A 26,184-nucleotide genomic window follows, 5' to 3' on the forward strand; every position below is an offset into this window, starting at 1 on the left:
CCATTTGCTGTCATCCTTTCGAGGACGACAGCTTAAACTACCCCGTAGTCACTGTCTCAAAAGGTGGATCCACTATACAGATACAACACACCGTCGAGTACGCATGCAATATCGCCAAGACGACGTAGATCGATCTGGTCGAGGTATTGCTCAGCCGCCAGGCCATTGCGGGGCTGCAACCTCAACAATTGATGGCTGACCTCCCCGGCTTCACACTCATAGATGGGGTCCAGTATCGTGATGAATTGGTGCGGCGACACCACACCACACACCGTCGGTGGCCGAAGCCGCTCAAACAACTCGTTTAACTTGATATTCAGGCTATGCCGCCAAACCTGCCCCTGAACACTGTCAACCAAACTGAAGAAACAGGCCGGCGAAACCCCATAGGGCACGATAATATTCGCCCCACAGGACACCAACAGACGCTCATCCCGATAGCGTAAGCAAGCGGCCAATTCCCGTACGATGATTTTCAGCGAAATGCCGCAGCGCTCGCGCAACTCATACAGTCGCTGGGCGAGTTCCTCGACTTGCAGATTGTTCGTTACCCCCACTATGACGCTTGCAGCTTTTGCCCGGCTTGCCTGGAGAAAAAGGTCGTCATAGTTATCGAACTGCCTCCACTGATGAGACAGTGGTGATATGCCTTCCAGTACCGAGCGCAGCGCCAGGTAGAGCCGTTGGTCCTCACCCTGCGTCGGTTGCGGATTGGTACGTTCGAACACAGCCAGCGCGAATCCCTCAGGATGTGCCTCCAGCTCAAACTCCTGCTCACTGCACACGCCCAGCGGACTGTGCCAATAACTCAGTTGATAGCGGGTAACACCGTCACGACGATAGAGCCGCGCCAGCCCGGAAAGCCGCTCATTCAGGCTTATCAAATGTGCATGAAGCTTCGGAGCCTGGCCATGACACAGCACCAGCAATGTGCAGCCGTGCCTATCCAACCAGGTTGCCAGGCTCTCACACCAGCGTTGCAAATTCTGGCTGCCGAACCCCTGCCAAGTGGCTGCAGGCAGCATCAAAACGATTGGGCTGCCCATTTTGACAGCGGCTCGGCTCAATTCATGGTTCAACGATTCGAGCGCCGATCTGATTGAAGCCTCAGGCACTTCAAACAGCCTCAACGTGGCGGGGCCTGCGTGTCGTCCCAACGGGGCAACAACCTCTTGGGGGTCCTGGTTGAAGCACACCAAAGTGGCCGCTTGAATGTGCCCTAGCCCTTCCAGAAACTGAAATGCCAATATTTTGGCGTCGCTCACATGGTCAATGGACAGCCAGTAAAGCCCCCCTTGCCGCAGCAGCATTTGCTCATCGCGCAGATGTCGGATAGCTAGAGTGACCGGCTCCACTTCATTCCCCCTCCCGTGCAAATGCAAGGGATAGAAACCTTTATATATCAAGCATTTTTTCAATAAAAAGAAACACTAGGCTTGATATCAATATAGTAGCGCTTAGTTTCTGGAGATCGCTGTTTTAACGGAACCCGACCAACGGTAACTAATTGTCATGATGTTTAAACACAACCCATGAATTGCTGGGCTCACATTTTAGTCTATGCCCACGGCATGCAAGCGCCGCAACAACCGTGATAGCAATAAATCTCATTCCCCTTGATAATCAATCATCTTCATTGGATCCAATAACATATAGCGTCATGTCGTCACATTCTTGACAGACTCATTCATACCCCCAAGTAGCCACAGGTGGCGTATACGTTCTTGAAATTAACCAGGCAGACGACTATTTCAAATCAATATCTCGCCAATGCCTGTTAACCAACCAAGCTGTTCAACCATTAACGTTAAAGTGCAGTGACCTTTCAGCATGACCAACGTACTGCAAACAAGCAGTACAGATCGTCATCTGTCAGCACGTACTGGGCGGTTGGCTGGGGCAGTGTCCGGCATCTTTACCGGCAGGGCCTTGAGAAAAGCGCGAAATCGACGTTTACCGGCGCCTGAATAGCTGACAGGCACCGGTTACGCGCAGCGCCTGGCTGACGCCAGGCGCGGATCCGGGCGAACCGAAGTCGCCCAGGAAGGGAGGCTGCTTCAGGCAGCCTTGTTTTTCAGAGCACGACGGTGAACCACTACACCCATGAGCGCCACGACGATGGACGCGATACCGGTAGAGATCACCAGCACCTGGTACTCATCAACGAAAGCCATGGTCACAAGGCACGCGATGATGAACGCAATCACCAGGTAGGTCAGCCAAGGGAACAGCCACATCTTCAGACGAATCTGCTTACCTTCGGCTTCCAGCTTGCGACGCATTTTCAGTTGCGAGAATGCGATCACCAGGTAAACCAGCATGGCAATCATGCCGGTGGTGTTCATCAGTACGTCCAGTACATCCTTGGGCCGCAGAGTGTCGCTGAAGTTGATCAGGGCAACAAACACCGCTACCGAGCATGAACCGAGAATCGAGAATACCGGTACGCCGCTGCCGGCGCGGGTCATCTTGAAGATCGCCGGCGCATCGCCACGGGTCGCCAGGGAGAACAGCATGCGCGAGGCCGTGTAGTGCGCCGAAATCATGCAGCTGCTCACCGAGGTCAGAACCACGAAGTTCATCACCATCTCAGCGCCAGGGATGCCCAACAGCTCCAGCGTACGACGGTAAGAACCATAGCCCGACTGGCCCAGCAGCGGATCGTTCCACGGCACCAGCGCTACGATCAGGAAGATCGAACCCACGTAGAACAGGCATACACGCCAAACCACCGAGTTGGTCGCCTTGACGATCTGCTCGGAAGGGTTTTTCGATTCGGCCGCAGCGATGGTAACGATTTCAGCACCGAGGAACGCGAACATCACCCCAAGCATGGCTACAACGACCGACTCAATGCCATTGGGCATGAAGCCTTCCACCGCCGTCAGGTTGCTGATGCCATGCACTTCACCGGTCGGCCACAAATTGACCACGGCCATGCCACAGACCACAAGGAAGCAGACAATGGCCACCACCTTGATCAGGGCGAACCAGAACTCGAACTCACCGTAGTGCTTGACGTTGAAGAAGTTGACGCCAATCAGCGTCAGGGTAGCGATCAACGTGAAGGTGTTGATGCTGACCGAGGGGAACCAGCCGTGCAGAATCTTGCCTGCGACGTAGGCTTCCCACGCCATCAAGATGACCCAGAACCACCAATACAGCCAACCGATGGTGAAACCGGCCCAACGGCCAATAGCGCGTTCGGCATAGGTGGAAAACGAACCCGTATCAGGCGATGACGTGGCCATTTCGCCAAGCATGCGCATGATCAGCACCACCAGGATGCCACCGGCCAGATAGGCGAGTACGGCAGCCGGGCCAGCGCTGTGGATCACACTGCCAGAGCCGACGAACAATGCGCCGCCGATGACCCCGGCAATCGACATCATGGTCAGGTGGCGCGATTTGAGCGAAGCACTGAGCTTGCTCTCATGCTCCGCCTTCGCTGTGGAAGTGGATGTGGATGTTGCGTCCATCAGTAGTCTACCTCGTGTTCTTTTTATCTAAGGAAACTCGTGAAAGCACGACGGTCGTCGCGTTCACCTCTGCATCAGCTGTCTGATTGTGTGCACGATGGTGTGCCCGAGCCGACAAACGGCCGCGTTGGGCAGGGTTTCTATCGTGCTCAGGCTCGTCCGGTGGGCCTGAGGTGTGGTGCAAGGGACGGATGAACGGCACCAATAGGCGACGACATCAGCGGAAAAGACGTGAACGGAGCACTCTCCGTCGGAAAAGCATCGGATAGATTGTGATTGTTCATGAAGCTTCAACGGCTTTGGTCTGGCGATAACTGACACCTAATGTAAAAATGTCTGACGCCAAGAGCCATGCACAGCGCGCACAAATCGTCACTGCACTGTACAGGTCGCCGATGCAGCACACTCCGTTTTCCTGCAGGTGCTTGGTGGTACGCTCATTTGAAGGCACAGCTTCCCCATGTTTGAATTACGACCCGACGCATCGCCCCCATTGGTCAACCAGATCATCAATGGGCTGCGTGAGTTGATCGAGAACAACACCCTCAAACCCGGCGCAAAAGTACCGTCGATTCGCGCCTTCGCCGCCACCTATTCGGTCAGCACGTTTACCGTAGTCGAAGCCTACGACCGTCTGGTCGCCCAAGGCCTGCTGATCAGTCGGGGCAATGCGGGCTTCTTCGTCAACCGCTCGGCAAACGAGCGGATCAACGCACAAGCCAGCAAACCGCGCCCGGTCAAACCCACGTTTAACTCCGAGTGGTACTTGCAGCAGATTTTTGAAAGCCGGCAACTGGCCTTCAAACCCGGCTGCGGCTGGCTGCCAAACGACTGGATGTTCGAAGACGGACTGCGTCGAGGCTTGCGTCAGGTTGCCAGCAGCGTGATGGAGCTCAGTGGCTATGGCGACCCCATGGGGCTGCTGGAGTTGCGCACGCTCACCGCCCAGAACTTGCAGCAGGACCTGCGCATCGTCGTGCCGCCTACCCAGTTGATGCTCACCCATGGCGGCAGCCAGGCGCTGGACCTGGCTGTGCGCACGCTGGTGCAACCGGGCGACGTGGTGCTGGTGGACGACCCCGGCTACCCCAACCTGATGAGCATCCTGCGCTTCCAGGGGGCCACCCTGATCGGTGTGCCGCGCACCCCGGCAGGCTACGACCTGGACCACCTTGAACGGCTGCTCGCGCACCACCGCCCGACGGTGTTTTTCACCCAGCCGCACCTGCACAGCCCGACCTGCTCGCGCACGCCCCTCGTGCAATTGCACCGCCTGCTGCAGCTCGCCTCGCAGCACGGCTTTCGGATTGTGGAAAACAACCTCTACGCCGACATGATCGCCGAGCCCCTGCCCTGCCTGACCAGCCTCGATCACCTACAACAGGTGGTGTACGTCGGCAGCTATTCCAAAAGCATCTCCCCCAACGTGCGCGTCGGCTACATGCTGGCCAACCCCTCGCTGATGCAGCAATTGCTGCACCTGAAGATGCGCTCTGGCCTGACCACCTCACAGGTCATGGAACGCGTGGTGTATGCGGCTATCACCGATGGCCGATGGCGCAAACACCTCAAGCGCATGCGCCAACGCCTGTCGGAAGCGCAACAGGAAGTCAGCCGCCAGCTCACCCGGCTGGGCTTCGAGTTGTTTGTCGATTCAGATGAAGGCATGTACATCTGGACCCGTCACCCGGCCATTCCCGACAGTGCCTCGCTGGTTGACGAAGCCCTCAAACACGGCATCATGCTCGGCCCCGGGCAGTTGTTCATGGTCGACTCACAAGCCACAGGCTGGATGCGCTTCAACGTAGCATTCAGTACTGAACCGGCACTGTGGGAGCAACTGGAGAAGTTGCTGATCAAGCATGTTCACGCCGCCAAGGGGAGACTGCTTGAAGCAAACGACAAGTGCTAGCAATCAGGCCACCTGGGAAATAACCGTCAAATTGCATGGACAGCCACGGAGACACTCATGTCCTTCACAATCAAAACCGTAAGTGCCGGTGAAACAGCAATGGCTGCGGCGGCCCTATGCGAGTTATGGCCGCGATACTCTGCGACTGAAATTGTTACTCAGGTTGATGAGTTTCTTCGTCCGAATGGCTACAACCTGATCGGACTTTGGACAGATGAATCGCCCGATGCAGTCTGTGCATTGGGTTATCGCATCCAACACTCCCTCTGGTTAGGAAAGTCGCTTTACGTCGTCGACATTGCAACACTCCCGCAATGGCGTGGAAACGGTTTCGGTTCAGCGCTGCTTGCCTGGGTAGAGGCAGAAGCAGAACGCCTGGGCTGTTCAGCCGTTCACCTTGACTCCGGTGTTGGAACTGACCGGGGCGCGGCACATCGGCTCTACATGCAGCGCCACTATCAGATTGCCTGCCATCACTTCCTGAAGCGTTTGAGCTAACGCACCGAGCGTGCCCGCCTAGCGCGCGCACGCTCCAGGATAAGGCTGTTACACGCCGTGCATACCCTGAAGCCGTTCGGCATCAGCAGACTTGCGCTGGCGCTTTTGCTCATACATTGCACGGTCTGCAATCGTCAGCGCCTCGGAGATACGGACAGTCTTGTTGGTCACGGCAAGTCCATAGGACGCCTTGATGCCTTCCTCTTCAAGCGTTTCCTTGATCCTCTCGCACAGCGCCAGACCACCAGCCCAGTCACAGTTGACGCCAATGATGCCGAACTCATCGCCCCCCAGCCTTGCGACAATATCCTCAGCCCTGGACGCCTTCTGCAATGCAAACGCTGCACGCTTGATCAATACATCGCCAGCGGCATGACCATCGCGGTCGTTAATGGCCTTCAACTCATCCAGATCGACGACGATCACAACAGAAGACTGGCGATAACGCTGGTAGCGCGCTTCTTCCTTGGCAAGAAGCTGAACCCATCCCGCACGGTTGTAGACCCCCGTCAACGCATCTGTGAGCGCTTGAGCCTGATAACGCTCAGCCCGCCTCTCTTCTTCGTCGACCCTGAGCTCCATCTGCAGAATCGTGCTGAGCATTTCGCCCACCAGCTCAATCAGTCCCTGATGCTCGGAAATGCTATCGGGCTTGGACTGAGGATCGATGCCGCACAACGTCCCAAACAAGCGTCCATCCGCAAGCAGAAGCGGCACGCCAATGTAGGCTCCAATTGGTATTTTCCGGCCTATTTCGGCAGCGGCATAAGCAGGGACCTGGCTTGAGTCCGAGGCAATGTTTGGCCCAAGCCCCTTGACCATCTCACTGCAGAAGGAGTCGTCCCAATTGAAGACGTCGCCAGGAACGACACCATAACCCCGGTCGTCACTGTGCAATACCGTCCAGTCGTTGCCCTCGGTTCGGGTCACCATGCACAGCTGGAAGCCTAGCGTGCGACGCAGAAAGGCCAGCGCTCTTATGGACGCACTTTCAAAATCATTCATGACATGCCCCAAGGAAAATACCAGACAACAGACGCCGCACCCGGATTAGAGAGCTGCTGGGCGGTGCCGATTAGCTTCAACGACTGAGCAAGAGATTCATCCAAGACTACCTCACCAGCGTTTGATGCGGCCTGAGCTCGGGCACCCGATTGAAACTGCGAACATGGTATCAGCAACTGACTCCCGCGGGCCGGTACAGACCATTCTGGAGCAGATGTTGAGGTGAAAAATCGATTATCCAGCTCATTACCGGAGCGCGATGGCCTATCAGCCCATAACAATCGAAGGCGCCCAGCCGACTGCGTCATTTTGCATCAGCACCAACAACCTGCCACCATCGAGCTCCGGCTCAGACAGGGAGTGTTCCCCGCATATGAAAACCATTGCCAGTCACATCGATCCGAGCGTGATTGCACTTGCACTTGATCAGTCATTCAATGCCGTTTTACTGACAGACGCTGACGAAGGCGAGCATCGTATTCTCTACGCTAATCAAGCTTTCCTGCGAATGACTGGCTACCGCGAAGATGAGTTACTGGGACGTAACGCTCGTATACTCCAAGGGCCGGCGACCAATCCCGAGGTGATTGATCGGCTGCGCCAGTGCCTGCGGGATGGCACCCATTTTCAAGGCTCGACAATCAACTACCGCAAGAATGGACGCCCTTACACCGTTGAGTGGAATATTTCCCCAGTACACAACACGGCCGGCGAAATCACGCATTTCATTTCGATACAGCAGGACATCAGCAGCCTGATGGCCGCCCAAAATACGACCCAGCTGTTCGCCCACGTACTTAATGCAACCGATGATGGCGTCGTTATCACGGACGCCAGTGGCACCATCGAATTCGTCAACAAAGGCTTCGAAAAGATCACAGGATACGGGCTTACGGAGGTGCTCGGCCGCAATCCGAACATGCTCAAGTCTGGAGAACAAGATCCTGAATTTTATAAAGACATGTGGGAGACCCTGAAAAAGGGCCGCTCCTACAAAGGCACCTTTGTTAATCGCAGCAAGAACAACGAACTGATTTACTGTGACGAGACAATAACCCCACTCACTGACCAGGCAGACAACATCACCCATTACGTGAGCATTTTTCGCGACCTGACCACTCGTATACTCGAAGAGCAGATGTTTCGTGAAATGGTGCGCTTCGACGGACTGACCGGCGCACTAACCCGAGCAGCTGGAGAGTTGGCACTGGAAAAGGCCTACATGCAATCTCGTGGTAGCAAGCTGCCCATGTCGATCGCACTGGCCGACATTGACCACTTCAAACACGTCAACGACACCTGGGGACACACTGCCGGCGACACTGTCCTAAAAGCGGTGTCGCGCAGCATGATTGGTGCACTAAGGGCTAACGACAGTGTCATACGCTGGGGTGGCGAGGAGTTCCTGCTTATTTTCAGTGGCTGCGACCTGGACCAATCACTGCCGCTGGCCGAACGCTGCCGAAAGGCCATTCAGCACAACCAACATGAACACGCGGGCTGTATTACCTTGTCGATTGGATTGGGTGAGCTCCAGCCTGACGAAGCATTACCGGATCTGATCGAGCGAGTCGACAAAGCGCTTTACATTGCCAAAAACTCAGGCCGTAACCAGACGCAGGTATCACGCCGGTGAGTACCTCGTCCGGTACGGGCACGCACATACTGCTGCGTTCAGGCTTCTGCCTGTCAGCCTGCACGGCTAGCGTGAGGTTTTAACCTTCAGTACTTCGGTGTAAATGACATTGACCGTCTGGCCGACCTTGAGGTTCTTCATTCGAGCCTGGAGTTCGGGATCCTCAACCTTGAGGACTGTCACTTTTCCTTCAGGAGGCAGCAAGGTCACTTCATGTTTTTTCATGTCAATGTGAGTGATCTTCGACGTCACCTTGACCCGGCGAACCGCCTCACCACCCGGATGAGGATTGTCCTTGGCGGCGCGGGTGGTCATTGATTCATTGCTGACACCAGGCGCACCCCCAACATTGGTGTCGAGCACATAGGCGATTGAGCGAACAACAGTTATGTCAACGTTGTCGCCGACCTTCAAGTTGTGCAAAGCCTTGGCTTGATCCGTTAGCTGGATAGTCACCGGCTTTTTGTCGGCGCCTTCAATAGTGACCTGATAATTCGCCGCATCAACGGCCAGCACATGCGTAACGACATGGCCTTCTATCGCACTACCGCCCAACGGCACATCGGCGGCAAGGGCCGTAAAGCTGGTAGCGGACATGATGGAAGCAAGAACAACAGTGCAGGCAAGGGAACGGATTGGCTTCATAGACTTACTCTTCCATGTGATGGCTGAGAGAACAACACGACGGATACCAAGGCACAGCGCTTTGTGGGTACGCCATAGCATAGTCATTGATTGCCAATGTGCCTGATCACAGCGTGAGTGATGACGGGCAGCCGAACGCTCCAGGATGTCTCGAGAATGCCGCTGCGCGAGCCGTGCCTGGCCCTCAGGGCTTACCAGTGGGCCAAAAGCGGCGGGCGCTACAACCAACCTCTGGGTCTGGCTTCAGCGTGGTTATGTGGCGCAGCACAAACGCAGAAGGCACTCGATGCAGGCCCGCTGAAGATCAAGGTCCCCCGTAAGTTCAATGAAGTGCTAGCAAGCTGTTGCAGCGGCAGTTGGTCGCGGCGCGTGATACATAGGCGACCTGAGCGGAAGAAAAACGGGACTGCGTGAAAAAAAGGCCGAGTCACCCGAAAAGTCACGCACATGAAAAAGCCCAGTCGTTTCCGAACTGGGCTAAGTCATTGAATTTAATGGTCGGGACGGAGTGATTCGAACACTCGACCCCTTGCACCCCATGCAAGTGCGCTACCGGGCTGCGCTACGCCCCGACTGGGCTCTAAACCCGCTCTCGATGTTGCTGAGAACGTTGAAGAATGTACCTTAAGCTTTTGAATTTTGGAAGTATTATTTTCCTGATCCTTTGCCGGGTTATTTCTTCAGAACCACCAGTACATCTTCCAGTTCGACAATCATTTGCCGAATCAGTTGTTTGTACTGGGTGGTGTCATCCTTGGCCTCATCACCCGACAGGCGCAGCCGCGCGCCGCCGATGGTGAAACCCTGGTCGTATAGCAAGGCGCGGATCTGCCGGATCATCAGCACGTCTTGGCGCTGATAATACCGGCGGTTTCCGCGGCGCTTGACCGGGTTGAGTTGAGGAAATTCCTGCTCCCAATAACGAAGCACGTGCGGTTTTACCGCGCATAGCTCGCTGACTTCACCAATGGTGAAGTAGCGTTTGCCAGGAATCGGCGGAAGCTCGTCGTTATGACTTGGTTCCAGCATAAGCCTCAACTCGGGCTTTCAATTTCTGCCCTGGACGAAAGGTGACGACGCGACGTGCCGTGATCGGGATCTCTTCACCCGTTTTCGGGTTGCGGCCCGGCCGCTGGCGCTTGTCACGCAGGTCGAAATTGCCGAAACCGGACAATTTGACCTGCTCGTTGTCTTCAAGAGCGTGCCTGATTTCCTCGAAAAACAGTTCGACCAATTCCTTGGCTTCACGTTTATTCAGGCCCAGCTCCTCGTACAGCCGTTCGGCCATTTCAGCTTTCGTCAGAGCACCCATACGCTATTTCCTTAACGTGGTGTTCAACCTTTGTTCGAGCGAGGTGAGGATGTCTTGAGTCGCAGCGTTCACCTCATCGTCATTAAGAGTGCGCGATGGATGCTGCCAGGTCAAGCCAACAGCCAGGCTTTTTCTATCGGGATCAATGCCTTTACCCTGATAGACGTCAAACAGCCTGAGGTCTGTAAGCCACTCGCCTGCATTTTCACGGATTACCTCAAGCACTGCGCTCGAAGCTACATCACGTCCTGCAATTAAAGCCAGGTCACGACGTACTTCCGGGAATTTCGACAGCTCGTGGAACTTCGGCAGGCGGCCTTCAACCACATCGCCCAAGACCAGTTCGAAAACAAACACCGGACGATCCAGACCCAGGGTTTTCGCAAGCTCTGGGTGGATGGCGCCCAGGTAGCCTACTTCGCGACCATCACGCTCGATGCGTGCGGTCTGGCCTGGGTGCAGTGCCGGGTGCTTGCCAGCGGCAAAGGTGAAATCACCCAGCGAACCAGAGAAGCCCAACAGCGCTTCGACGTCTGCCTTCACATCGAAGAAATCGATGCTGTCGCGGCCATTGGCCCAACCTTCAGGCATACGGCTACCGCAGACCACGCCGGCAAGCATGGGTTGCTGCTGCAGACCGTCCAGTTGACCAACGAAACGCTGGCCGCTTTCGAACAGGCGCACACGATCCTGTTGGCGGTTCAGGTTGTGCTGCAGGGCCTTGACCAGACCTGGCCACAGGGAGGCACGCATGGCCGCCATGTCGCTGGAGATCGGGTTGGCCAACAGCAGCGGCTCGACGCCTGGGCTGAACAGCTCAAACAGTTTAGGGTCGATAAAGCTGTAGGTGATCGCTTCCTGATAGCCACGGGCAACCAGCAGACGACGCAGCGCTGGCAGCTCGCCACGCGACTCGGCACGGGCTTGCGGCGCCAGGCGTGCTTGCGGGTAACGAACCGGCAGGCGGTTGTAGCCGTACAGACGGGCCAGCTCTTCGATCAGGTCAACTTCCAAGCTGATGTCGAAACGATGGCTTGGCACCTCGACCTGCCACTGCCCTGCTCCACCTGAAGTTTTCAGACCCAGAGCATTGAGCAGGCGCTCGACTTCGGCGCTGTCCATTTCCATGCCCAGCATCTGATTGATGCGGTCGGCACGCAGGGTGATCGGCGCAACGTTCGGCAGATGCTGCTCGCTGACCGCCTCGATGACCGGGCCGGCTTCGCCGCCAACGATCTCCAGCAGCAGGCCAGTAGCACGCTCAATGGCTTCCTTGGCCAGTTGCGAATCGACACCGCGTTCGTAGCGGTGCGAGGCGTCGGTATGCAGGCCGTAAGAACGAGCCTTGCCAGCCACCGAAATCGGCTCGAAGAAGGCGCTTTCCAGGAAGATGTCACGGGTAGTCGCCGAAACACCGCTGTGCTCGCCACCCATTACACCCGCAATGGCCAGAGCGCGCTCATGGTCGGCGATGACCAGGGTATCGCTACGCAGCGCAACTTCCTGGCCATCCAGCAGGACCAGCTTCTCGCCCTCTTCGGCCATACGCACACGAATACCGCCGTTGATTTCAGCGAGATCGAATGCATGCAACGGCTGGCCCAGTTCAAGCATCACGTAGTTGGTGATGTCGACGGCAGCGTCGATACTGCGAACATCGGCCCGGCGCAGGCGCTCGACCATCCACAATGGGGTCGGACGCGACAGGTCGACGTTACGGATAACACGCCCCAGGTAACGTGGGCAGGCAGCCGGGGCCAGCACCTCGACCGAGCGAACGTCATCATGGGTCGGAGCAACGGCAGGCACAGCCGGGCGGGTAACGGGCGCGTCATACAGGGCGCCGACTTCACGGGCCAGGCCAGCCAGGGACAGGCAGTCGCCACGGTTAGGGGTCAGGTCGACCTCAATGCTGGCGTCGTCCAGGTCCAGGTACTCACGGATGTCCTGGCCAACCGGTGCATCGGCAGCCAGCTCCAGCAGACCGTCGTTTTCTTCACTGATCTGCAGCTCGGCAGCCGAGCACAGCATGCCGTTGGACTCAACGCCACGCAGCTTGGCTTTCTTGATCTTGAAGTCGCCCGGCAGTTCGGCACCGATCATGGCAAACGGAATTTTCAGGCCTGGGCGAACGTTGGGTGCGCCACACACGACCTGGAAGGTCTCGCTACCGTTGCTGACCTGGCAGACACGCAGCTTATCGGCATCCGGGTGTTGTTCGGTGCTCAGCACCTCGCCTACGACGATGCCACTGAACTGGCCGGCTGCCGGGGTGACGCTGTCGACCTCAAGGCCAGCCATCGACAGACGAGCAACCAGCTCGTCACGGGATACCTGCGGGTTGACCCAACCGCGCAGCCACTTTTCACTGAATTTCATTCTGCTCTCCTGAAAGATTCGTTACGGGTGCGCGACCTAGCGAAATTGCGCAAGGAACCGCAAATCGTTGTCGAAGAACAGACGCAAATCGTTGACGCCGTAACGGAGCATGGCCAAGCGCTCGGCACCCATGCCGAAGGCGAAGCCCTGGTACTCTTCAGGGTCGATGCCAGACATGCGCAGGACGTTCGGGTGGACCATGCCGCAGCCCATGACTTCCAGCCAGCCGGTCTGCTTGCAGACACGGCAGCCTTTGCCGCTGCACATCACACACTGAATATCGACTTCAGCCGACGGCTCGGTGAAGGGGAAGAACGACGGACGGAAACGTACCGCCAGCTCTTTCTCGAAGAACACCCGCAGGAATTCTTCGATGGTGCCTTTGAGATCGGCGAAATTGATCCCGCGATCAACCAGCAGGCCTTCGACCTGGTGGAACATCGGCGAGTGGGTCAGGTCCGAGTCGCAACGGTAGACGCGACCAGGGCAGACAATGCGGATAGGTGGCTGAGTGGACTCCATGGTCCGCACCTGCACCGGCGAGGTGTGGGTACGCAGCAGCATGTTCGCATTGAAATAGAAGGTGTCATGCATTGCCCGCGCCGGGTGGTGGCCAGGAATGTTGAGCGCTTCAAAGTTGTGGTAGTCGTCTTCGACCTCTGGGCCTTCGGCGATGCCGTAACCGATATGGGTGAAGAACTGCTCGATCCGCTCCAAGGTACGGGTGATCGGGTGCAAACCACCGGAAGTCTGGCCACGGCCCGGCAGGGTCACGTCAATGCATTCGGCAGCCAGACGAGCACTGAGCTCAGCCTCTTCGAAGGCGGCCTTGCGGGCATTGAGCACCTCGGTAACACGTTCCTTGGCGTCGTTGATCAGCGCGCCGACTTTCGGGCGCTCTTCGGCTGGCAGGTTGCCCAGGGTCTTCATCACCTGAGTCAGCTCGCCCTTCTTGCCAAGGAATTGAACCCGGATCTGCTCCAGGGCATTGATGTCTTCAGCGCGCTCCACAGCATCCAGGGCTTGGGAGACCAGCGCATCCAGGTTTTCCATGTACAGACTCCAGATACGAAATAGGGGAAGAGCTTACAGGCTCTTCCCCTATTTATGACGTTTAACATTCGCCGCCAATGTCGACGGCGAATGATTGTCGTGGGTACTTAAGCCAGAACGGCTTTAGCCTTCTCGACAATCGCAGCAAACGCCGCTTTTTCGTTCACTGCCAGATCAGCCAGAACCTTACGGTCGATCTCGATGGACGCTTTTTTCAGACCAGCGATCAAACGGCTGTAAGACAGACCGTTGTTACGAGCACCAGCGTTGATACGAGCGATCCACAGAGCGCGGAACTGACGCTTCTTCTGACGACGGTCGCGGTAGGCGTATTGGCCTGCCTTGATGACCGCTTGCTTGGCAACACGGAATACGCGCGAGCGAGCGCCGTAGTAGCCTTTAGCCAGTTTCAGGATTTTCTTGTGACGCTTACGAGCGATGACGCCACGCTTTACACGAGCCATGAGTAACTTCCTCTATCTTTGACCGAAATTAACGTACGCGCAGCATGCGCTCGACTTTTGCAACGTCAGACGGGTGCAGCAGGCTGCTACCACGCAGTTGACGCTTACGCTTGGTCGACATTTTGGTCAGGATGTGGCTCTTAAAAGCGTGCTTGTGCTTGAAGCCGGAAGCGGTTTTCAGGAAACGCTTCGCGGCACCGCTTTTGGTTTTCATTTTTGGCATGTTCGGATACTCCGCATTCAGTGGATAAACATAACCGCAAGGCCTGCCGTGCCCTGGTGGTTATTTCTTTTTCTTGGGGGCGATGACCATCAAAAGTTGGCGTCCTTCCATCTTAGGATGCTGTTCGACGGTTCCGTATTCCGCGAGATCAGCTTCGATCCGCTTCAACAGTTCCATACCCAGCTCCTGGTGAGCCATCTCACGACCACGGAATCTCAGAGAGATTTTGGTCTTGTCCCCATCAGTAAGGAAACGTACCAGGTTGCGTAGTTTTACCTGGTAATCCCCTTCCTCCGTCCCTGGACGAAACTTAATTTCTTTAATCTGGATGATCTTCTGGTTTTTCTTCGCTGCAGCCTGCTGCTTTTTCTTCTCGAAAAGGCTCTTGCCGTAGTCCATGACTCGGCAGACAGGCGGGACTGCGTCGGCAGAAATTTCTACCAGATCCAGCTTCGCTTCTTCAGCGATACGAAGCGCTTCATCAATCGAGACGATGCCAATCTGCTCGCCGTCAGCGCCAATTAACCGAACCTCGCGTGCCGAGATATTCTCGTTGATCGGGGCCTTCGGTGCAGTTCGTTTATCTTGTCTCATATCACGCTTAATAATGATTACTCCGATTCTTGGCGACCACGCCGGGAAACCGCTTGTGCGAGGAATTCAGCGAATTGCGCGACAGGCATCGAGCCCAGGTCAGCACCTTCACGTGTACGCACAGCGACGGTTTGTGTTTCGACTTCCCGGTCCCCAATAACCAAAAGGTAGGGAACCTTGAGCAACGTATGCTCGCGGATTTTAAAGCCGATCTTCTCATTTCTCAAGTCGGACTTGGCACGGAATCCGCTTTCATTGAGGGTTTTTTCAACATCCAGCGCAAATTCTGCCTGTTTGTCGGTGATATTCATGACCACCGCCTGCATTGGCGCCAGCCAGGCAGGGAATGCACCCTCATAGTGCTCGATCAGAATGCCGACGAAACGCTCGAAGGAGCCGAGAATGGCACGGTGCAGCATGACAGGATGCTTGCGACCGTTATCTTCGGACACGTACTCAGCGCCAAGACGGATCGGCAAGTTGAAGTCGAGCTGCAGGGTACCACACTGCCAGACACGACCGAGACAGTCTTTCAGCGAGAACTCGATCTTCGGCCCGTAGAAGGCACCTTCCCCTGGCTGCAGGTCGTAGGCCAGGCCAGCGCTGTCCAATGCAGAGGCCAGTGCGCCTTCGGCGCGATCCCACAATTCATCGGAGCCAACACGCTTTTCAGGACGCGTGGAGAGCTTGAGCTCGATATCCTTGAAGCCGAAATCGGCGTACACGTCCAGGGTCAGCTTGATGAACGCAGCAGCTTCGGCCTGCATCTGCTCTTCGGTGCAGAAGATGTGGGCGTCGTCCTGGGTGAAGGCGCGCACACGCATGATGCCATGCAGCGCACCGGACGGCTCGTTACGGTGGCAAGCACCGAACTCGGCCAGACGCAGCGGCAGCTCACGGTAGCTCTTCAGGCCTTGATTGAACACCTGCACGTGGCATGGGCAGTTCATCGGCTTGATCGCGTAATCGCGGCTTTCCGACTCGGTGGTAAACATGTTTTCGGCGTAGTTGGCCCAGTGCCCGGATTTCTCCCACAGGGTACGATCGACCACTTGCGGGGTCTTGATCTCCAGATAGCCGTTGTCACGCTGCACCTTGCGCATGTACTGCTCAAGCACCTGGTACAGGGTCCAGCCATTCGGGTGCCAGAACACCATGCCCGGGGCTTCTTCCTGGGTATGGAACAGGCCCAGGCGTTTGCCAAGCTTGCGATGGTCGCGCTTTTCAGCTTCTTCGATGCGCTGGATATACGCAGCCAGCTGCTTCTTGTCTGCCCAGGCAGTGCCGTAGACACGCTGCAGCTGCTCGTTCTTGGCATCGCCACGCCAGTAGGCACCGGACAGTTTGGTCAACTTGAACGACTTGAGGAAACGGGTGTTCGGCACGTGCGGGCCGCGACACATGTCAACGTATTCTTCGTGGTAGTACAGGCCCATGGCCTGCTCGTTCGGCATGTCTTCGACCAGGCGCAGCTTGTAGTCTTCACCACGTGCCTTGAACACCTCGATGACCTCGGCGCGCGGGGTAACCTTCTTGATGACGTCGTAGTCGGTGTCGATCAACTGCTGCATGCGCTGCTCAATTGCAGCCATGTCATCAGGGGTGAACGGACGTTCATAGGCGATATCGTAATAGAAGCCTTCGTCAATGACCGGACCGATCACCATCTTGGCGGTCGGGTACAGCTGCTTGACGGCGTGACCGACCAGGTGAGCGCACGAGTGACGGATGATCTCCAGCCCCTCTTCGTCCTTGGGGGTAATGATCTGCAGGCGGGCGTCGTTCTCGATCAGATCGCACGCATCGACCAGCTTGCCGTCGACCTTGCCGGCGACGGTGGCTTTGGCCAGACCTGCACCAATGGATGCTGCGACCTGGGCGACGGTAACCGCCTGGTCGAACGAGCGTTGACTGCCATCGGGAAGAGTAATAATGGGCATGGCGCCTCCTCTCCTAGTGGTGACCCCTACCAAAGGTCACGTGGGTTGGGATGAGCCAGTACGCGATCCGCCCCTGTCTTTCAAAAAGAAAGCCTGTCTCACAGTGACAGAAGCCAACGGCCTGCCAGGGAACGAACCAGAGTGACTGGAGGTAAAAATCTATAAGCCGCCGATGCTAACACAAAGCGTTTTACGGATCGCGGCTCACACGCCACAACACGCAGAAATAATTCTGTTTTTTTCAGAAGTGGTGAACCAGAGCGGATTTTTCCTCTCAGTGCCTAAAGAAGCGTCCTACTCTTGAATGACCCGATCGAATAGGAGTGTCCGGCATGCGAATTCAGTCCCTACTGGCCATGGCCACCGCAGGCGTGTTGCTGTTGCCCCTGAGCGTCCAGGCGGGCGCCTGGCCTGCCGGCAAGAAAGGCGATTACCTGGATCAGTGCATTACCGCCGCCGCTGCGCAACCCGGCATGACCGTGACCACGGCCAAAATACACTGTGAATGCGGTGCAAACGCCATCGAGAAAAACTTCACCACCCAGGAAATCGAGCAACTGGACAGCAGAACCGGTGTGGATGCAGCCCTCGTGAAGCGAGCCCAGGATGTGGTCAGAGCCGCCTGCGCCCCCAAAAAATAGGCTCAAAACAGAGAATCCGACAATAAACTTGCCTCAGATCAGCATTATGCAAAGGTAAAAGCCGCCACGGACGCATATTTAGACTATGATACCCCCGTGCACCCTGTTGGCCTCGGCAACACCGCACTATTGAAAATCATGTTTCCTGGAGATACACCCATGTCCAATCGCCAAACCGGCACCGTAAAGTGGTTCAACGATGAGAAAGGCTTCGGCTTCATCACTCCTCAAGGTGGCGGCGACGACCTGTTCGTTCATTTCAAGGCCATCGAATCTGACGGCTTCAAGAGCCTGAAAGAAGGCCAGACCGTTTCCTTCGTTGCCGAGAAAGGCCAGAAGGGCATGCAGGCTGCACAAGTTCGCCCTGAGTAATCAGTACGAATTAAAAAACCCGTCCTGGTGACGGGTTTTTTTGTGCCTAAAATTCGAGCGTGTCAGCCGCAATTGACGCGGATAACGACGCCGCGTTCATCGGTATTGAGATTCAACCGCTCGGAACGGTACTCCAGGGTCATGATGTCGTGCGGCGAGAGCACGCGTGCCAACTGCGAACCACTGGCCTTGCGCGCCTGCTCCAGCAGTTGAGCGGACGCCTGCTTGCCGACGGCGAATTCAGCGGCACTGGCCTGGCAACGACCATCGCTGTTCACTGGCGCGGACACTTCAGGCGCCTTCGTTGAAGAACCAGTGGCACTGCAACCTGCCAGAACGACAGCCGCCAACATACCGGCCAAAGATGCACGAATGCGGAACATGAACTCTCCTTTTAAAACCAGAATCTGCCCAAGCTGGCAGCCTTCATCACTTTTTGTTTCAAAGCATGCACAGTCTGCCTGAGCCATCCACGACGGGAAACCTGCAATCGTGACCGGATTTTGCACACTCAATAAAGATCGATGTAGTCGGATGAAGGCGTGGGCCAGTTGTCCCGTAGCACCTTGAACACCTGTCGCACCCAACGCTCATCAACCGCAGCCTGCGCCCCTACACAGCCGGAACCGGCCGCCCAGGTTTCCAGACGAAAGGCCAGCCCTTCAAGCTCGCGACCGCCCACCACTGGCGACAGCCAGGCCTGCCCTGCCCGATTCACCCGCAACTGATTGTGAATACGGCCATCCCCGGACGCGAGCAGCTCGCGAACGGCTTCAAGGGTAAATTGCTCGGGGTTGTTCAGATCAATCTGCACGGGATCACCTGGGAATCAAAACACCAATAGTTTGCCACGTAGCGGTTCTTATTCCTAAGTTGCAGTGCGATCGAATCAGACGCATGATTTACTGCCAGAACTGGCGGAGGGCAATCGAACCTCCCCTTCGAACGCCAGGGTGCGGCATTCGAATTCTCATCACCTGCACACGCGTTTCGAGACTTCCATGGCAAGCCACTACATAGACGCCGACATAAAGGTCAAATGGCCCGATGGTCAAAGCGCCTACAGCCCGGGCACCCCCGAAGAATTAACCCTTATTGCCATCGACCTGCTCGTCAAGGAACTGGGCAGCGATGCCGCTCGCGCCTTCATCGAACAGATACTCGGACGTTACGCGCCCGAACAGGGCGATACGCTCAGAACCTGACATCATCGCTCATACCGATTCCAGATCACCAATACGCGGAATGGAGGGTTGCGCACCCGCTCGCGTTACCGATAACGCAGCAGCACGCTGACCGAAGACTATCGCTTCACGCTCACCGCGCCCAGCCAGCAGGGCCGCAGCGAAACCACCCACAAAGGTATCTCCTGCCGCCGTAGTGTCGACAGGCTGCACGTTCGGCGCAGGAAAATGTTCAACACCTTGAGCATCGGCGAACACAGCACCTTCGCCACCCAGGGTAATGATCACCTTGCCCGCACCCAGCGCCAGCAGTTTCAGCGCAGCGCCCTCGGCAGTCTCGCGGGACGTCACCGGCAGCCCGGTCAGCGTCGCGGCCTCGCTCTCGTTGGGAATCAGGTAATCGGCCAACGCCAGCCAATTCGATGGCAGCGGCCCTGCCACCGGAGCAGGATTGAGAATCACCACCTTGCCCAATGCATGACCACGCTCCAATGTATGCAGCACCGTCAGGGCGGGCACCTCCAATTGACAAATGATCAGTTTGGCGGGCTGTAGCAACGCATCGAAACGCTGTACCGACTCAGGCAGCAGTTGCCCATTACTACCCGCAACAACCACGATAGCGTTCTGGCTTGCCGCCCCTACCACAATCAGCGCGACACCACTGGAGGTGCCGGCACTGATACTGACGGCCTGACAATCAATACCTTCAGCGGCCAGCGACTGAAGCAGCTGCACGCCGTAGGCGTCATCCCCCACACAACCAATCATCGCAACCTGCGCACCAAGCCGCGCAGCGGCCACCGCCTGATTCGCGCCCTTGCCACCGGGCACAGTGGTGAAAGACTCACCCGCCAGGGTTTCACCCGCCATGGGCAAGCGCTCAGCCCGCACAACCAGGTCCATATTGAGGCTGCCAACCACCACGATGCTCGCCTGCATGGCTCCGCGCCCTCTGCGCTAATCAGTAAACGTGTCCGGACGCGGCGCCGTCGACTCGCGCAGCACGATACTGGGCGTCACAATGCGCTGCTCAACAGCGCTACCGGCCGGCTCAGCAATACGGCGCAGCAACCGCTCAACCGCAATTTCGCCCAACTCACGGATCGACTGGCCGACCGTGGTCAACGCGGGATAAACGTACTGGCTCAGCTGGATATCATCGAAACCGATCACCGACAGCTCACTGGGCACACAGATATTGCGCTCGGCAGCCGCTCGCAACACACCGATACCGATCATGTCATTGGCTGCAAAAATTGCGCTTGGCCGGTTCTGCCCCAACAGCTTTGCCGCAGCGCCATACCCACCAAGGCCGGAAAAATCACTGTCAAGCACCCTGCCCTCAACCACTGTAATGCCCGCTTCAGCCAGCGCACGCGTGAAACCCGCCAGGCGCATCCGCGCAACACTGGTACTGGCAGGACCATTGATACAGGCAATGTCTCGATGCCCCAATTCAAGCAGGTGGCGCGTAGCCATGTACGCGCCTTGCTCATGGTCGATACGCACCAGATCGGCCTCCACGCCATCGAGGGCACGGTCGACAATCACCATCGGCGCGCGCACGGTCTGCAAGCTTTCCAACAGGTCGCCATCCTCCCCTACCGACGCGACAATCAAGCCGTCGATTCGCTTTTCCAGCAACACCCGCAGGTAACTGCGTTGCTTCTTCGGATTGTCATCGGAGTTGCACAGGATGACGCAGTAGCCGTTGCGCTCACAGGCATCCTCAATACCCCGGGCCAGCTCGGCGAAGTAAGGGTTGACACTGTTGGGCACCAGCAAGCCAATCGTGGCAGTGCTGCGTGCCTTGAGCGAGCGCGCCACTGCGCTGGGCACATAGTCGAGCTCCGCAATCGCGGCCTCGACTTTCAGTCGAACCTGCTCACTGACCGGTCGGGTCTTGTTCAGCACATGGGACACCGTGGTGTAGGAAATCCCCGCCAAGGCCGCTACATCTTTAATCGTTGCCATTTTTAGTTCCGCCTGCGTGTACGCTGGCTGCGATAGGTATCGAGGATCACAGCGATAACAATCACCGCGCCCGTAATAATGCGTTTGCTTGGCTCCGAGACGCCAATCTGTGCCAGCCCTGCAGCCAGCACAGAAATGATCAGGACGCCGAAAAAGGTGCTGATGACTGAGCCGCGCCCACCCATGAGGCTGGTACCGCCGATCACCACAGCGGCGATTACCTGCAGCTCCAGCCCAAAGCCCGCATTGGGGTCGGCCGCTTCCAGCCGGGAAATCTGAAACAGTGCGGCCAACCCGGCAAGCAGCCCCATCAAGGAGAACACCAGCACCTTGTAAGGGCGCGGATTGATGCCCGCCAGGCGCACAGCCTCTTCGTTTGTACCAATGCCGATCAGGTAGCGACCGAACACGGTGCGCACAAGCACCCACTGAGCAACCACGATCACCAGCAAGGCAATCACGAAGGCGGGCGAAATACCGAATACCAAGGGCTCAGACAGCCAGGCAAAGGCATCACCGATGTAGGCCGTGCGCGAATCGGTCATTTGGTAGGCCACGCCACGCGCAACCTCCAATACACCCAGCGAAACGATAAAGGAGGGAATTCGCCAAGCGACAGCTATCGAGCCAGTAACGGTCCCGACCAGTGCCGCACAGGCCATGCCGAGTAAAGCCGCTGGCGGCGCACTCCAGCCCCAACCGAGGATGGCGACACTGACGATGGAACCCGCGAGCGCCAGCACCGAACCAACCGACAAATCGATGCCGCCGACAATCAATACAAAGGTCATCCCGACCGCCAGTACCATCAGGTCGGGAATCTGGTTAGCCAGGATGCTGAAGGTTGCGTAGGAAAGAAAATGGCTGCTCAACAGCGAAAAAAGCACGATCAATATCAGCAGCGCACCCGCCAGACCCAGGTAAGCACCCACACCCTGATAACGCCCGCCGCGCGTGCCTGCAACAGCAGCAGAGGCTTGAACCGGTGAGGCACTCATGCAGCGCTCCCCTGATAACCGGCGAAGGCCGCCGCCAGCAGCTGATCCTGACGCCATGTGTCACGCTCAAAGGTGTCGACCAAGCGCCCTCTGGAGAGCACACCGATACGGTCACAGATCAACATCAACTCGCGCAGATCGCTGGAAACCACGACCAACGCCCGGCCCTGACGAGCGAGCTCGGCGAGCAAACCATAAATATCGAACTTGGCCCCCACATCAATGCCACGGGTCGGCTCGTCAAACAGCAACACCGAGCAGTCGCGCGCCAGCCAACGCGCCATCACAACCTTCTGCTGATTCCCGCCAGAGAGCTCACTCACAACCTGATCCGCACCCGTACAACGTATTTGCATCGCTTCGATCTGGCGTCGCGCCAAGGCCTGCTCCGCATCACGGTCGACAACGCCCGCTCGAGATACCGCCGACAGGTTGCCCAAGGCAATGTTCGCCGTAATGGATTGAGACAGCAGCAACCCCTCGCCCTTGCGGTCTTCGCTGATCAGCGCAATACCCTCGCGCACAGCCTCAGCCGGTGAAGCAAGGTGTACCGGCCTGGGCGGGTTACCTAAAGCGACACGCCCCTGGTCGGCCGGGTCGGCGCCGAAAATCAAACGCAGCAGCTCAGTACGCCCGGCACCGACTAATCCGTAGAGCCCGAAAAGCTCGCCACTGCGCACCTCGAAGGACACATCAGACACCGCATCTCCCCGCCCCAAGCCTTCGACCGTGAGCATCGGCTCGCCCATACGACGCTCGCCAAGGTCAATCGCCTCACCCAAAGCGCGCCCCACCATCAGGCTGACTAATTGCTCGCTGTTGTAGCGCTGCATCGGTTCAACGCACACCAGTTGACCGTCACGCAGCACGGCAACGCGCTGGGCAAGATGCCTGAGCTCTTCCAGTCGATGGGAAATATAGACAATCGCCACCCCCTGGCGCTGCAAGCGCTCGATCTGAGCAAACAACAATGTCACTTCGCGCGCCGTCAGCATGGCGGTCGGCTCATCCAGAATAAGTACATGACAGTCACCGATAAGGCTGCGAGCAATTTCGACCATTTGCTGATGACCGATGCCCAGCTCACTCACCTGCGTATCCGGGTCGACCGCTTCAAGACCGACCTGTGCCATAGCCGCCCGGGCCAGTACGCGCAAACGCTTGCGGTCGATCCAGCCGGCGCGACTGGGCAGGTTGCCGAGAAACAGGTTTTCAGCCACCGAGAGTGTCGGCAACAGGTTCAGTTCCTGCATGACCATACGCACGCCCAACCGCTCGGCTGCCGCGCGACTGCCAGGCAGGTAAGGCTTGCCGTTGAACTGCATCTGGCCGGCCGTGGGCGGTTCCAGGCCTGCGATGATCCTGGACAGGGTGCTTTTACCGGCACCATTCTCCCCCGCCAGGGCCAAGACCTCGCCGCGGCGCAGGGCCAGGTCAATATTGCTTAGTACAGGCTGCGCATAGGCTTTGCCCACAGCGCTGACTGACAGCACGATATCCTCAGTCGCAGGCATACAGGGTACTCACTGGAAATGAAGGCTACGGCGCCGTGACCAACTCAACCGGCGTCTGGATGACATTGTCAGCATCCACCTGCGGCACCTCCCCCTTGAGCATCTTCAGAGCCACCTCAATACCGAATACAGCCTGCCTGGCAGCGAACTGGTCAGCACTGGCCAACACACGACCATCGTTGAGCATCGGCTTGATCGCCGAGATGTTGTCGTAACCCACCACCTGCACCGTACCCGTCCTGCCCGCCGCCCGCACCGCAGAGACCGCACCCAGCGCCATGCTGTCGTTGCCGGCCAGCAAGGCCTTGAGATCGGGGTATTCGTTGAGCATGGCCGACGCTACGGCGCGCCCCTTGTCGATCTCCCAACTGCCCGATTGCACCGAGACAATCTTCATCTGCGCCGCGTCCATCGCGTCCTTGAAGCCCGCCGTACGCTGCTGCGCATTGGTGGTCGTCGATATGCCCTCGATGATGCCAACCTGATCACCGGCCGTAAGCCTTGCAGCGAGGTAGTCACCCACCAGACGAGCGCCCTTGCGGTTGTCTGGCCCTACGAATGGCACGCTCAGGTGCTTGCTCTTGAGCACGCCCGGGTCAAGGCGGTTGTCGATGTTGACCACCGTGATACCGGCATCCATGGCCTTCTTGATCACCGGCACCAGCGCCTTGGAATCGGCAGGCGCAATCACCAGCGCATCAACCTGGGAAACGATCATTTGCTCGACAATACGGATCTGGTTACTGGTATCGGACTCATCCTTGATACCGTTGGATACCAGGTCGAACTCACCTGCGTGGCTTTTCTGGTAGGCCTTGGCACCGTCTTCCATCGTCAGGAAAAACTCGTTGGCCAAGGACTTCATGACCAAGGCAACCCTGGGCTTCACAACAGCCTGTTCGACCGCGTGGGCAACGGGGACAAAAGCGCTGAGAGCGCTCAACACAACAGCCCCGAGCAGGCGTCCAGTGAAGGGCAACGTCATGAAATCACTCCAGTACATTATTGTTATCAAGTAGCAAACGTTTGCATTGCTTCACTATGGAAATGCCCGCCACCTTTGTCAAATACCCCCGCCATCACCTGACGGCGAGGCCAAGCAGGGAAATTATCCTTTAAACAGATCGGAAAACCGAACAGCCAAATACAGATAAATTCGGGAAACCGATCCCTAAAACACCAGAAGATATGTCTAAAGCACTCATAATTTCCAATAAAAACAATACGTTAAGCCAAACCAAGTGAACTGGTACGCTTTCTGCTGTTCTTTGCCTGGCAACACCGCACTTCAACCAATAAGCGAGAACAAAAATGAAAGCTGCGTTCCACTCCTTTGTACCGAGTGCCTTGGCCCTGCTGCTGCTCCTGCCTGCAGGCGCCAATGCCAAGGACGTCGAGAATCAACAGAAACTGGCCAATGTGGTCATCCTGGCCACAGGCGGGACCATCGCCGGTGCAGGCGCCGGCGCTGCCAACAGTGCGACGTATCAGGCCGCTAAAGTGGGCGTCGACAAGCTGATCGCAGGCGTACCGGAGCTGGCCAACCTGGCCAACGTCCGTGGCGAGCAGGTCATGCAGATCGCATCGGAAAGCATCACCAATGAAAACCTGCTGCAACTGGGCAAACGCGTCGCCGAACTGGCCGACAGCAAGGATGTTGATGGCATCGTCATCACCCACGGCACCGACACCCTCGAAGAAACCGCCTACTTCCTGAACCTGGTCGAGAAGACCGACAAGCCTATCGTGGTAGTCGGCTCGATGCGCCCAGGCACGGCCATGTCCGCTGATGGCATGCTCAACCTCTATAATGCCGTGGCCGTGGCCAGCGACAAGCAGTCCCGCGGCAAAGGCGTGCTGGTCACCATGAACGACGAAATTCAGTCCGGTCGTGACGTGAGCAAGTCGATCAACATCAAGACCGAGGCCTTCAAGAGCGCCTGGGGCCCGATGGGCATGGTGGTTGAAGGCAAATCCTACTGGTTCCGCCTTCCGGCCAAGCGCCACACTCAAGATTCGGAATTCGACATCAAGCAGATCAGCAGCCTGCCCCAAGTGGATATCGCCTACGGCTACGGCAACGTGACGGACACTGCCTATAAAGCACTGGCACAGAACGGTGCCAAGGCACTGATCCACGCCGGCACGGGTAACGGCTCTGTCTCGGCCCGCGTAGTCCCTGCCCTGCAGGAGTTGCGCAAGAATGGCGTACAGATCATTCGTTCGTCCCACGTCAATGCCGGCGGGTTCGTGCTGCGTAACGCCGAGCAACCGGACGATAAGCCAGTTCGAGCATGGTCGGGCTGTTGTCCAGGGCGGTTACCTGCTCGAAACGCTTGGCCAGTTCGGGTAGGAACT

Annotated in this window: 26 protein-coding genes and 1 tRNA gene; 7 read left to right on the top strand and 20 right to left on the bottom strand. The window is 57.3% G+C overall.

Going from position 1 to position 26,184, the window contains the following annotated elements:
* Positions 1-56: 56 nt before the first annotated feature.
* Positions 57-1,355, bottom strand: coding sequence for a BcsE family c-di-GMP-binding protein (locus EKA13_RS18805; RefSeq protein ID WP_125862947.1), 1,299 nt, complete (start codon positions 1,353-1,355; stop codon positions 57-59).
* A gap of 702 nt (positions 1,356-2,057) precedes the next feature.
* On the bottom strand, positions 2,058-3,479 hold the full coding sequence (locus tag EKA13_RS18810) for an amino acid permease (RefSeq protein ID WP_065760820.1): 1,422 nt from the start codon (positions 3,477-3,479) through the stop codon (positions 2,058-2,060).
* Positions 3,480-3,939: 460 nt separating this feature from the next.
* Here EKA13_RS18810 and EKA13_RS18815 point away from each other — a divergent pair, with 460 nt between their 5' ends.
* Together EKA13_RS18815 and EKA13_RS18820 are read left to right on the top strand one after the other, a co-directional pair.
* Positions 3,940-5,391, top strand: coding sequence for an aminotransferase-like domain-containing protein (locus tag EKA13_RS18815; RefSeq protein WP_065760821.1), 1,452 nt, complete (start codon positions 3,940-3,942; stop codon positions 5,389-5,391).
* Between the two features lie 57 nt (positions 5,392-5,448).
* Entirely contained in the window at positions 5,449-5,889 is a 441-nt protein-coding gene (locus EKA13_RS18820) for a GNAT family N-acetyltransferase (RefSeq protein WP_065760822.1), read from the top strand.
* A gap of 48 nt (positions 5,890-5,937) precedes the next feature.
* On the opposite strand, the gene EKA13_RS18825 is transcribed toward EKA13_RS18820, so the two are convergent.
* Positions 5,938-6,894, bottom strand: a complete 957-nt coding sequence (locus EKA13_RS18825; RefSeq protein ID WP_065760823.1) for a sensor domain-containing diguanylate cyclase — start codon at positions 6,892-6,894, stop codon at positions 5,938-5,940.
* A gap of 373 nt (positions 6,895-7,267) precedes the next feature.
* On the opposite strand from EKA13_RS18825, the gene EKA13_RS18835 reads away from it, so the two are divergent.
* Positions 7,268-8,530 carry a sensor domain-containing diguanylate cyclase gene (locus EKA13_RS18835; protein WP_065760824.1) on the top strand — a complete coding sequence of 421 codons (1,263 nt, stop codon included), beginning with the start codon at positions 7,268-7,270 and terminating at the stop codon, positions 8,528-8,530.
* 66 nt (positions 8,531-8,596) lie between these two features.
* On the opposite strand, the gene EKA13_RS18840 is transcribed toward EKA13_RS18835, so the two are convergent.
* From EKA13_RS18840 to thrS, 10 genes are all read right to left on the bottom strand, one after another.
* Positions 8,597-9,175, bottom strand: coding sequence for a hypothetical protein (locus EKA13_RS18840; protein WP_065760825.1), 579 nt, complete (start codon positions 9,173-9,175; stop codon positions 8,597-8,599).
* A gap of 495 nt (positions 9,176-9,670) precedes the next feature.
* Positions 9,671-9,747: transfer RNA gene (locus EKA13_RS18845), tRNA-Pro, on the bottom strand.
* Between the two features lie 100 nt (positions 9,748-9,847).
* Entirely contained in the window at positions 9,848-10,204 is a 357-nt protein-coding gene (locus EKA13_RS18850) for a MerR family transcriptional regulator (RefSeq protein WP_010222411.1), read from the bottom strand.
* Positions 10,185-10,487, bottom strand: coding sequence for an integration host factor subunit alpha (gene ihfA / locus EKA13_RS18855; RefSeq protein ID WP_002553164.1), 303 nt, complete (start codon positions 10,485-10,487; stop codon positions 10,185-10,187). Before ihfA ends, EKA13_RS18850 begins: the two co-directional genes overlap by 20 nt.
* A 3-nt stretch (positions 10,488-10,490) precedes the next feature.
* Positions 10,491-12,866: a phenylalanine--tRNA ligase subunit beta gene (pheT, locus tag EKA13_RS18860; protein ID WP_065760826.1), complete on the bottom strand. Its 2,376-nt coding sequence runs from the start codon at positions 12,864-12,866 to the stop codon at positions 10,491-10,493.
* A gap of 36 nt (positions 12,867-12,902) precedes the next feature.
* Complete coding sequence (gene pheS, locus EKA13_RS18865) at positions 12,903-13,919, bottom strand: phenylalanine--tRNA ligase subunit alpha (RefSeq protein WP_065760827.1); 1,017 nt, start codon at positions 13,917-13,919, stop codon at positions 12,903-12,905.
* A gap of 107 nt (positions 13,920-14,026) precedes the next feature.
* Positions 14,027-14,383, bottom strand: a complete 357-nt coding sequence (gene rplT / locus EKA13_RS18870; protein ID WP_009394046.1) for a 50S ribosomal protein L20 — start codon at positions 14,381-14,383, stop codon at positions 14,027-14,029.
* A 28-nt stretch (positions 14,384-14,411) separates the two neighbouring features.
* A complete protein-coding gene (gene rpmI, locus EKA13_RS18875) occupies positions 14,412-14,606 on the bottom strand; it encodes a 50S ribosomal protein L35 (protein ID WP_009394045.1) in 195 nt (64 codons plus the stop codon).
* Positions 14,607-14,666: 60 nt separating this feature from the next.
* Positions 14,667-15,218: a translation initiation factor IF-3 gene (gene infC / locus EKA13_RS18880; RefSeq protein WP_176717451.1), complete on the bottom strand. Its 552-nt coding sequence runs from the start codon at positions 15,216-15,218 to the stop codon at positions 14,667-14,669.
* On the bottom strand, positions 15,218-17,140 hold the full coding sequence (gene thrS / locus EKA13_RS18885; protein ID WP_065760829.1) for a threonine--tRNA ligase: 1,923 nt from the start codon (positions 17,138-17,140) through the stop codon (positions 15,218-15,220). The genes infC and thrS overlap by 1 nt, the downstream gene beginning before the upstream one ends.
* Before the next feature lie 332 nt (positions 17,141-17,472).
* On the opposite strand from thrS, the gene EKA13_RS18890 reads away from it, so the two are divergent.
* Both EKA13_RS18890 and EKA13_RS18895 read left to right on the top strand, forming a co-directional pair.
* Complete coding sequence (locus EKA13_RS18890) at positions 17,473-17,781, top strand: hypothetical protein (protein ID WP_065760830.1); 309 nt, start codon at positions 17,473-17,475, stop codon at positions 17,779-17,781.
* A 159-nt stretch (positions 17,782-17,940) separates the two neighbouring features.
* Complete coding sequence (locus EKA13_RS18895) at positions 17,941-18,153, top strand: cold-shock protein (RefSeq protein ID WP_003179963.1); 213 nt, start codon at positions 17,941-17,943, stop codon at positions 18,151-18,153.
* Between the two features lie 62 nt (positions 18,154-18,215).
* Here the strand turns inward: EKA13_RS18895 and EKA13_RS18900 are convergent, their stop codons facing one another.
* Complete coding sequence (locus EKA13_RS18900) at positions 18,216-18,536, bottom strand: I78 family peptidase inhibitor (protein ID WP_065760831.1); 321 nt, start codon at positions 18,534-18,536, stop codon at positions 18,216-18,218.
* A gap of 128 nt (positions 18,537-18,664) precedes the next feature.
* Entirely contained in the window at positions 18,665-18,967 is a 303-nt protein-coding gene (locus tag EKA13_RS18905; RefSeq protein ID WP_065760832.1) for a hypothetical protein, read from the bottom strand.
* 187 nt (positions 18,968-19,154) lie between these two features.
* On the opposite strand from EKA13_RS18905, the gene EKA13_RS18910 reads away from it, so the two are divergent.
* A complete protein-coding gene (locus tag EKA13_RS18910) occupies positions 19,155-19,358 on the top strand; it encodes a hypothetical protein (RefSeq protein WP_083199845.1) in 204 nt (67 codons plus the stop codon).
* Between the two features lie 9 nt (positions 19,359-19,367).
* Here the strand turns inward: EKA13_RS18910 and rbsK are convergent, their stop codons facing one another.
* The 5 genes from rbsK to EKA13_RS18935 are packed head-to-tail and all read right to left on the bottom strand — an operon-like array spanning position 19,368 to position 24,811.
* Complete coding sequence (rbsK, locus tag EKA13_RS18915) at positions 19,368-20,279, bottom strand: ribokinase (protein WP_065760833.1); 912 nt, start codon at positions 20,277-20,279, stop codon at positions 19,368-19,370.
* 18 nt (positions 20,280-20,297) lie between these two features.
* The gene (locus EKA13_RS18920) at positions 20,298-21,314 is read right to left on the bottom strand and encodes a LacI family DNA-binding transcriptional regulator (RefSeq protein ID WP_065760834.1); all 1,017 of its coding nucleotides are present in this window, start codon (positions 21,312-21,314) and stop codon (positions 20,298-20,300) included.
* A gap of 2 nt (positions 21,315-21,316) precedes the next feature.
* The gene (locus EKA13_RS18925) at positions 21,317-22,312 is read right to left on the bottom strand and encodes an ABC transporter permease (protein ID WP_065760835.1); all 996 of its coding nucleotides are present in this window, start codon (positions 22,310-22,312) and stop codon (positions 21,317-21,319) included.
* Entirely contained in the window at positions 22,309-23,826 is a 1,518-nt protein-coding gene (locus tag EKA13_RS18930; protein ID WP_065760836.1) for a sugar ABC transporter ATP-binding protein, read from the bottom strand. The genes EKA13_RS18925 and EKA13_RS18930 overlap by 4 nt, the downstream gene beginning before the upstream one ends.
* Before the next feature lie 25 nt (positions 23,827-23,851).
* On the bottom strand, positions 23,852-24,811 hold the full coding sequence (locus EKA13_RS18935; RefSeq protein ID WP_065760837.1) for a sugar ABC transporter substrate-binding protein: 960 nt from the start codon (positions 24,809-24,811) through the stop codon (positions 23,852-23,854).
* Between the two features lie 326 nt (positions 24,812-25,137).
* Between EKA13_RS18935 and EKA13_RS18940 the strand changes: the two genes are divergently transcribed.
* On the top strand, positions 25,138-26,184 hold a 1,047-nt coding region (locus EKA13_RS18940), incomplete at its 3' end, for a type II asparaginase (protein WP_245704361.1).

Origin of the sequence: Pseudomonas defluvii (assembly GCF_001695625.1) — a bacterium.
Classification (GTDB): Bacteria; Pseudomonadota; Gammaproteobacteria; order Pseudomonadales; family Pseudomonadaceae; genus Aquipseudomonas; species Aquipseudomonas defluvii.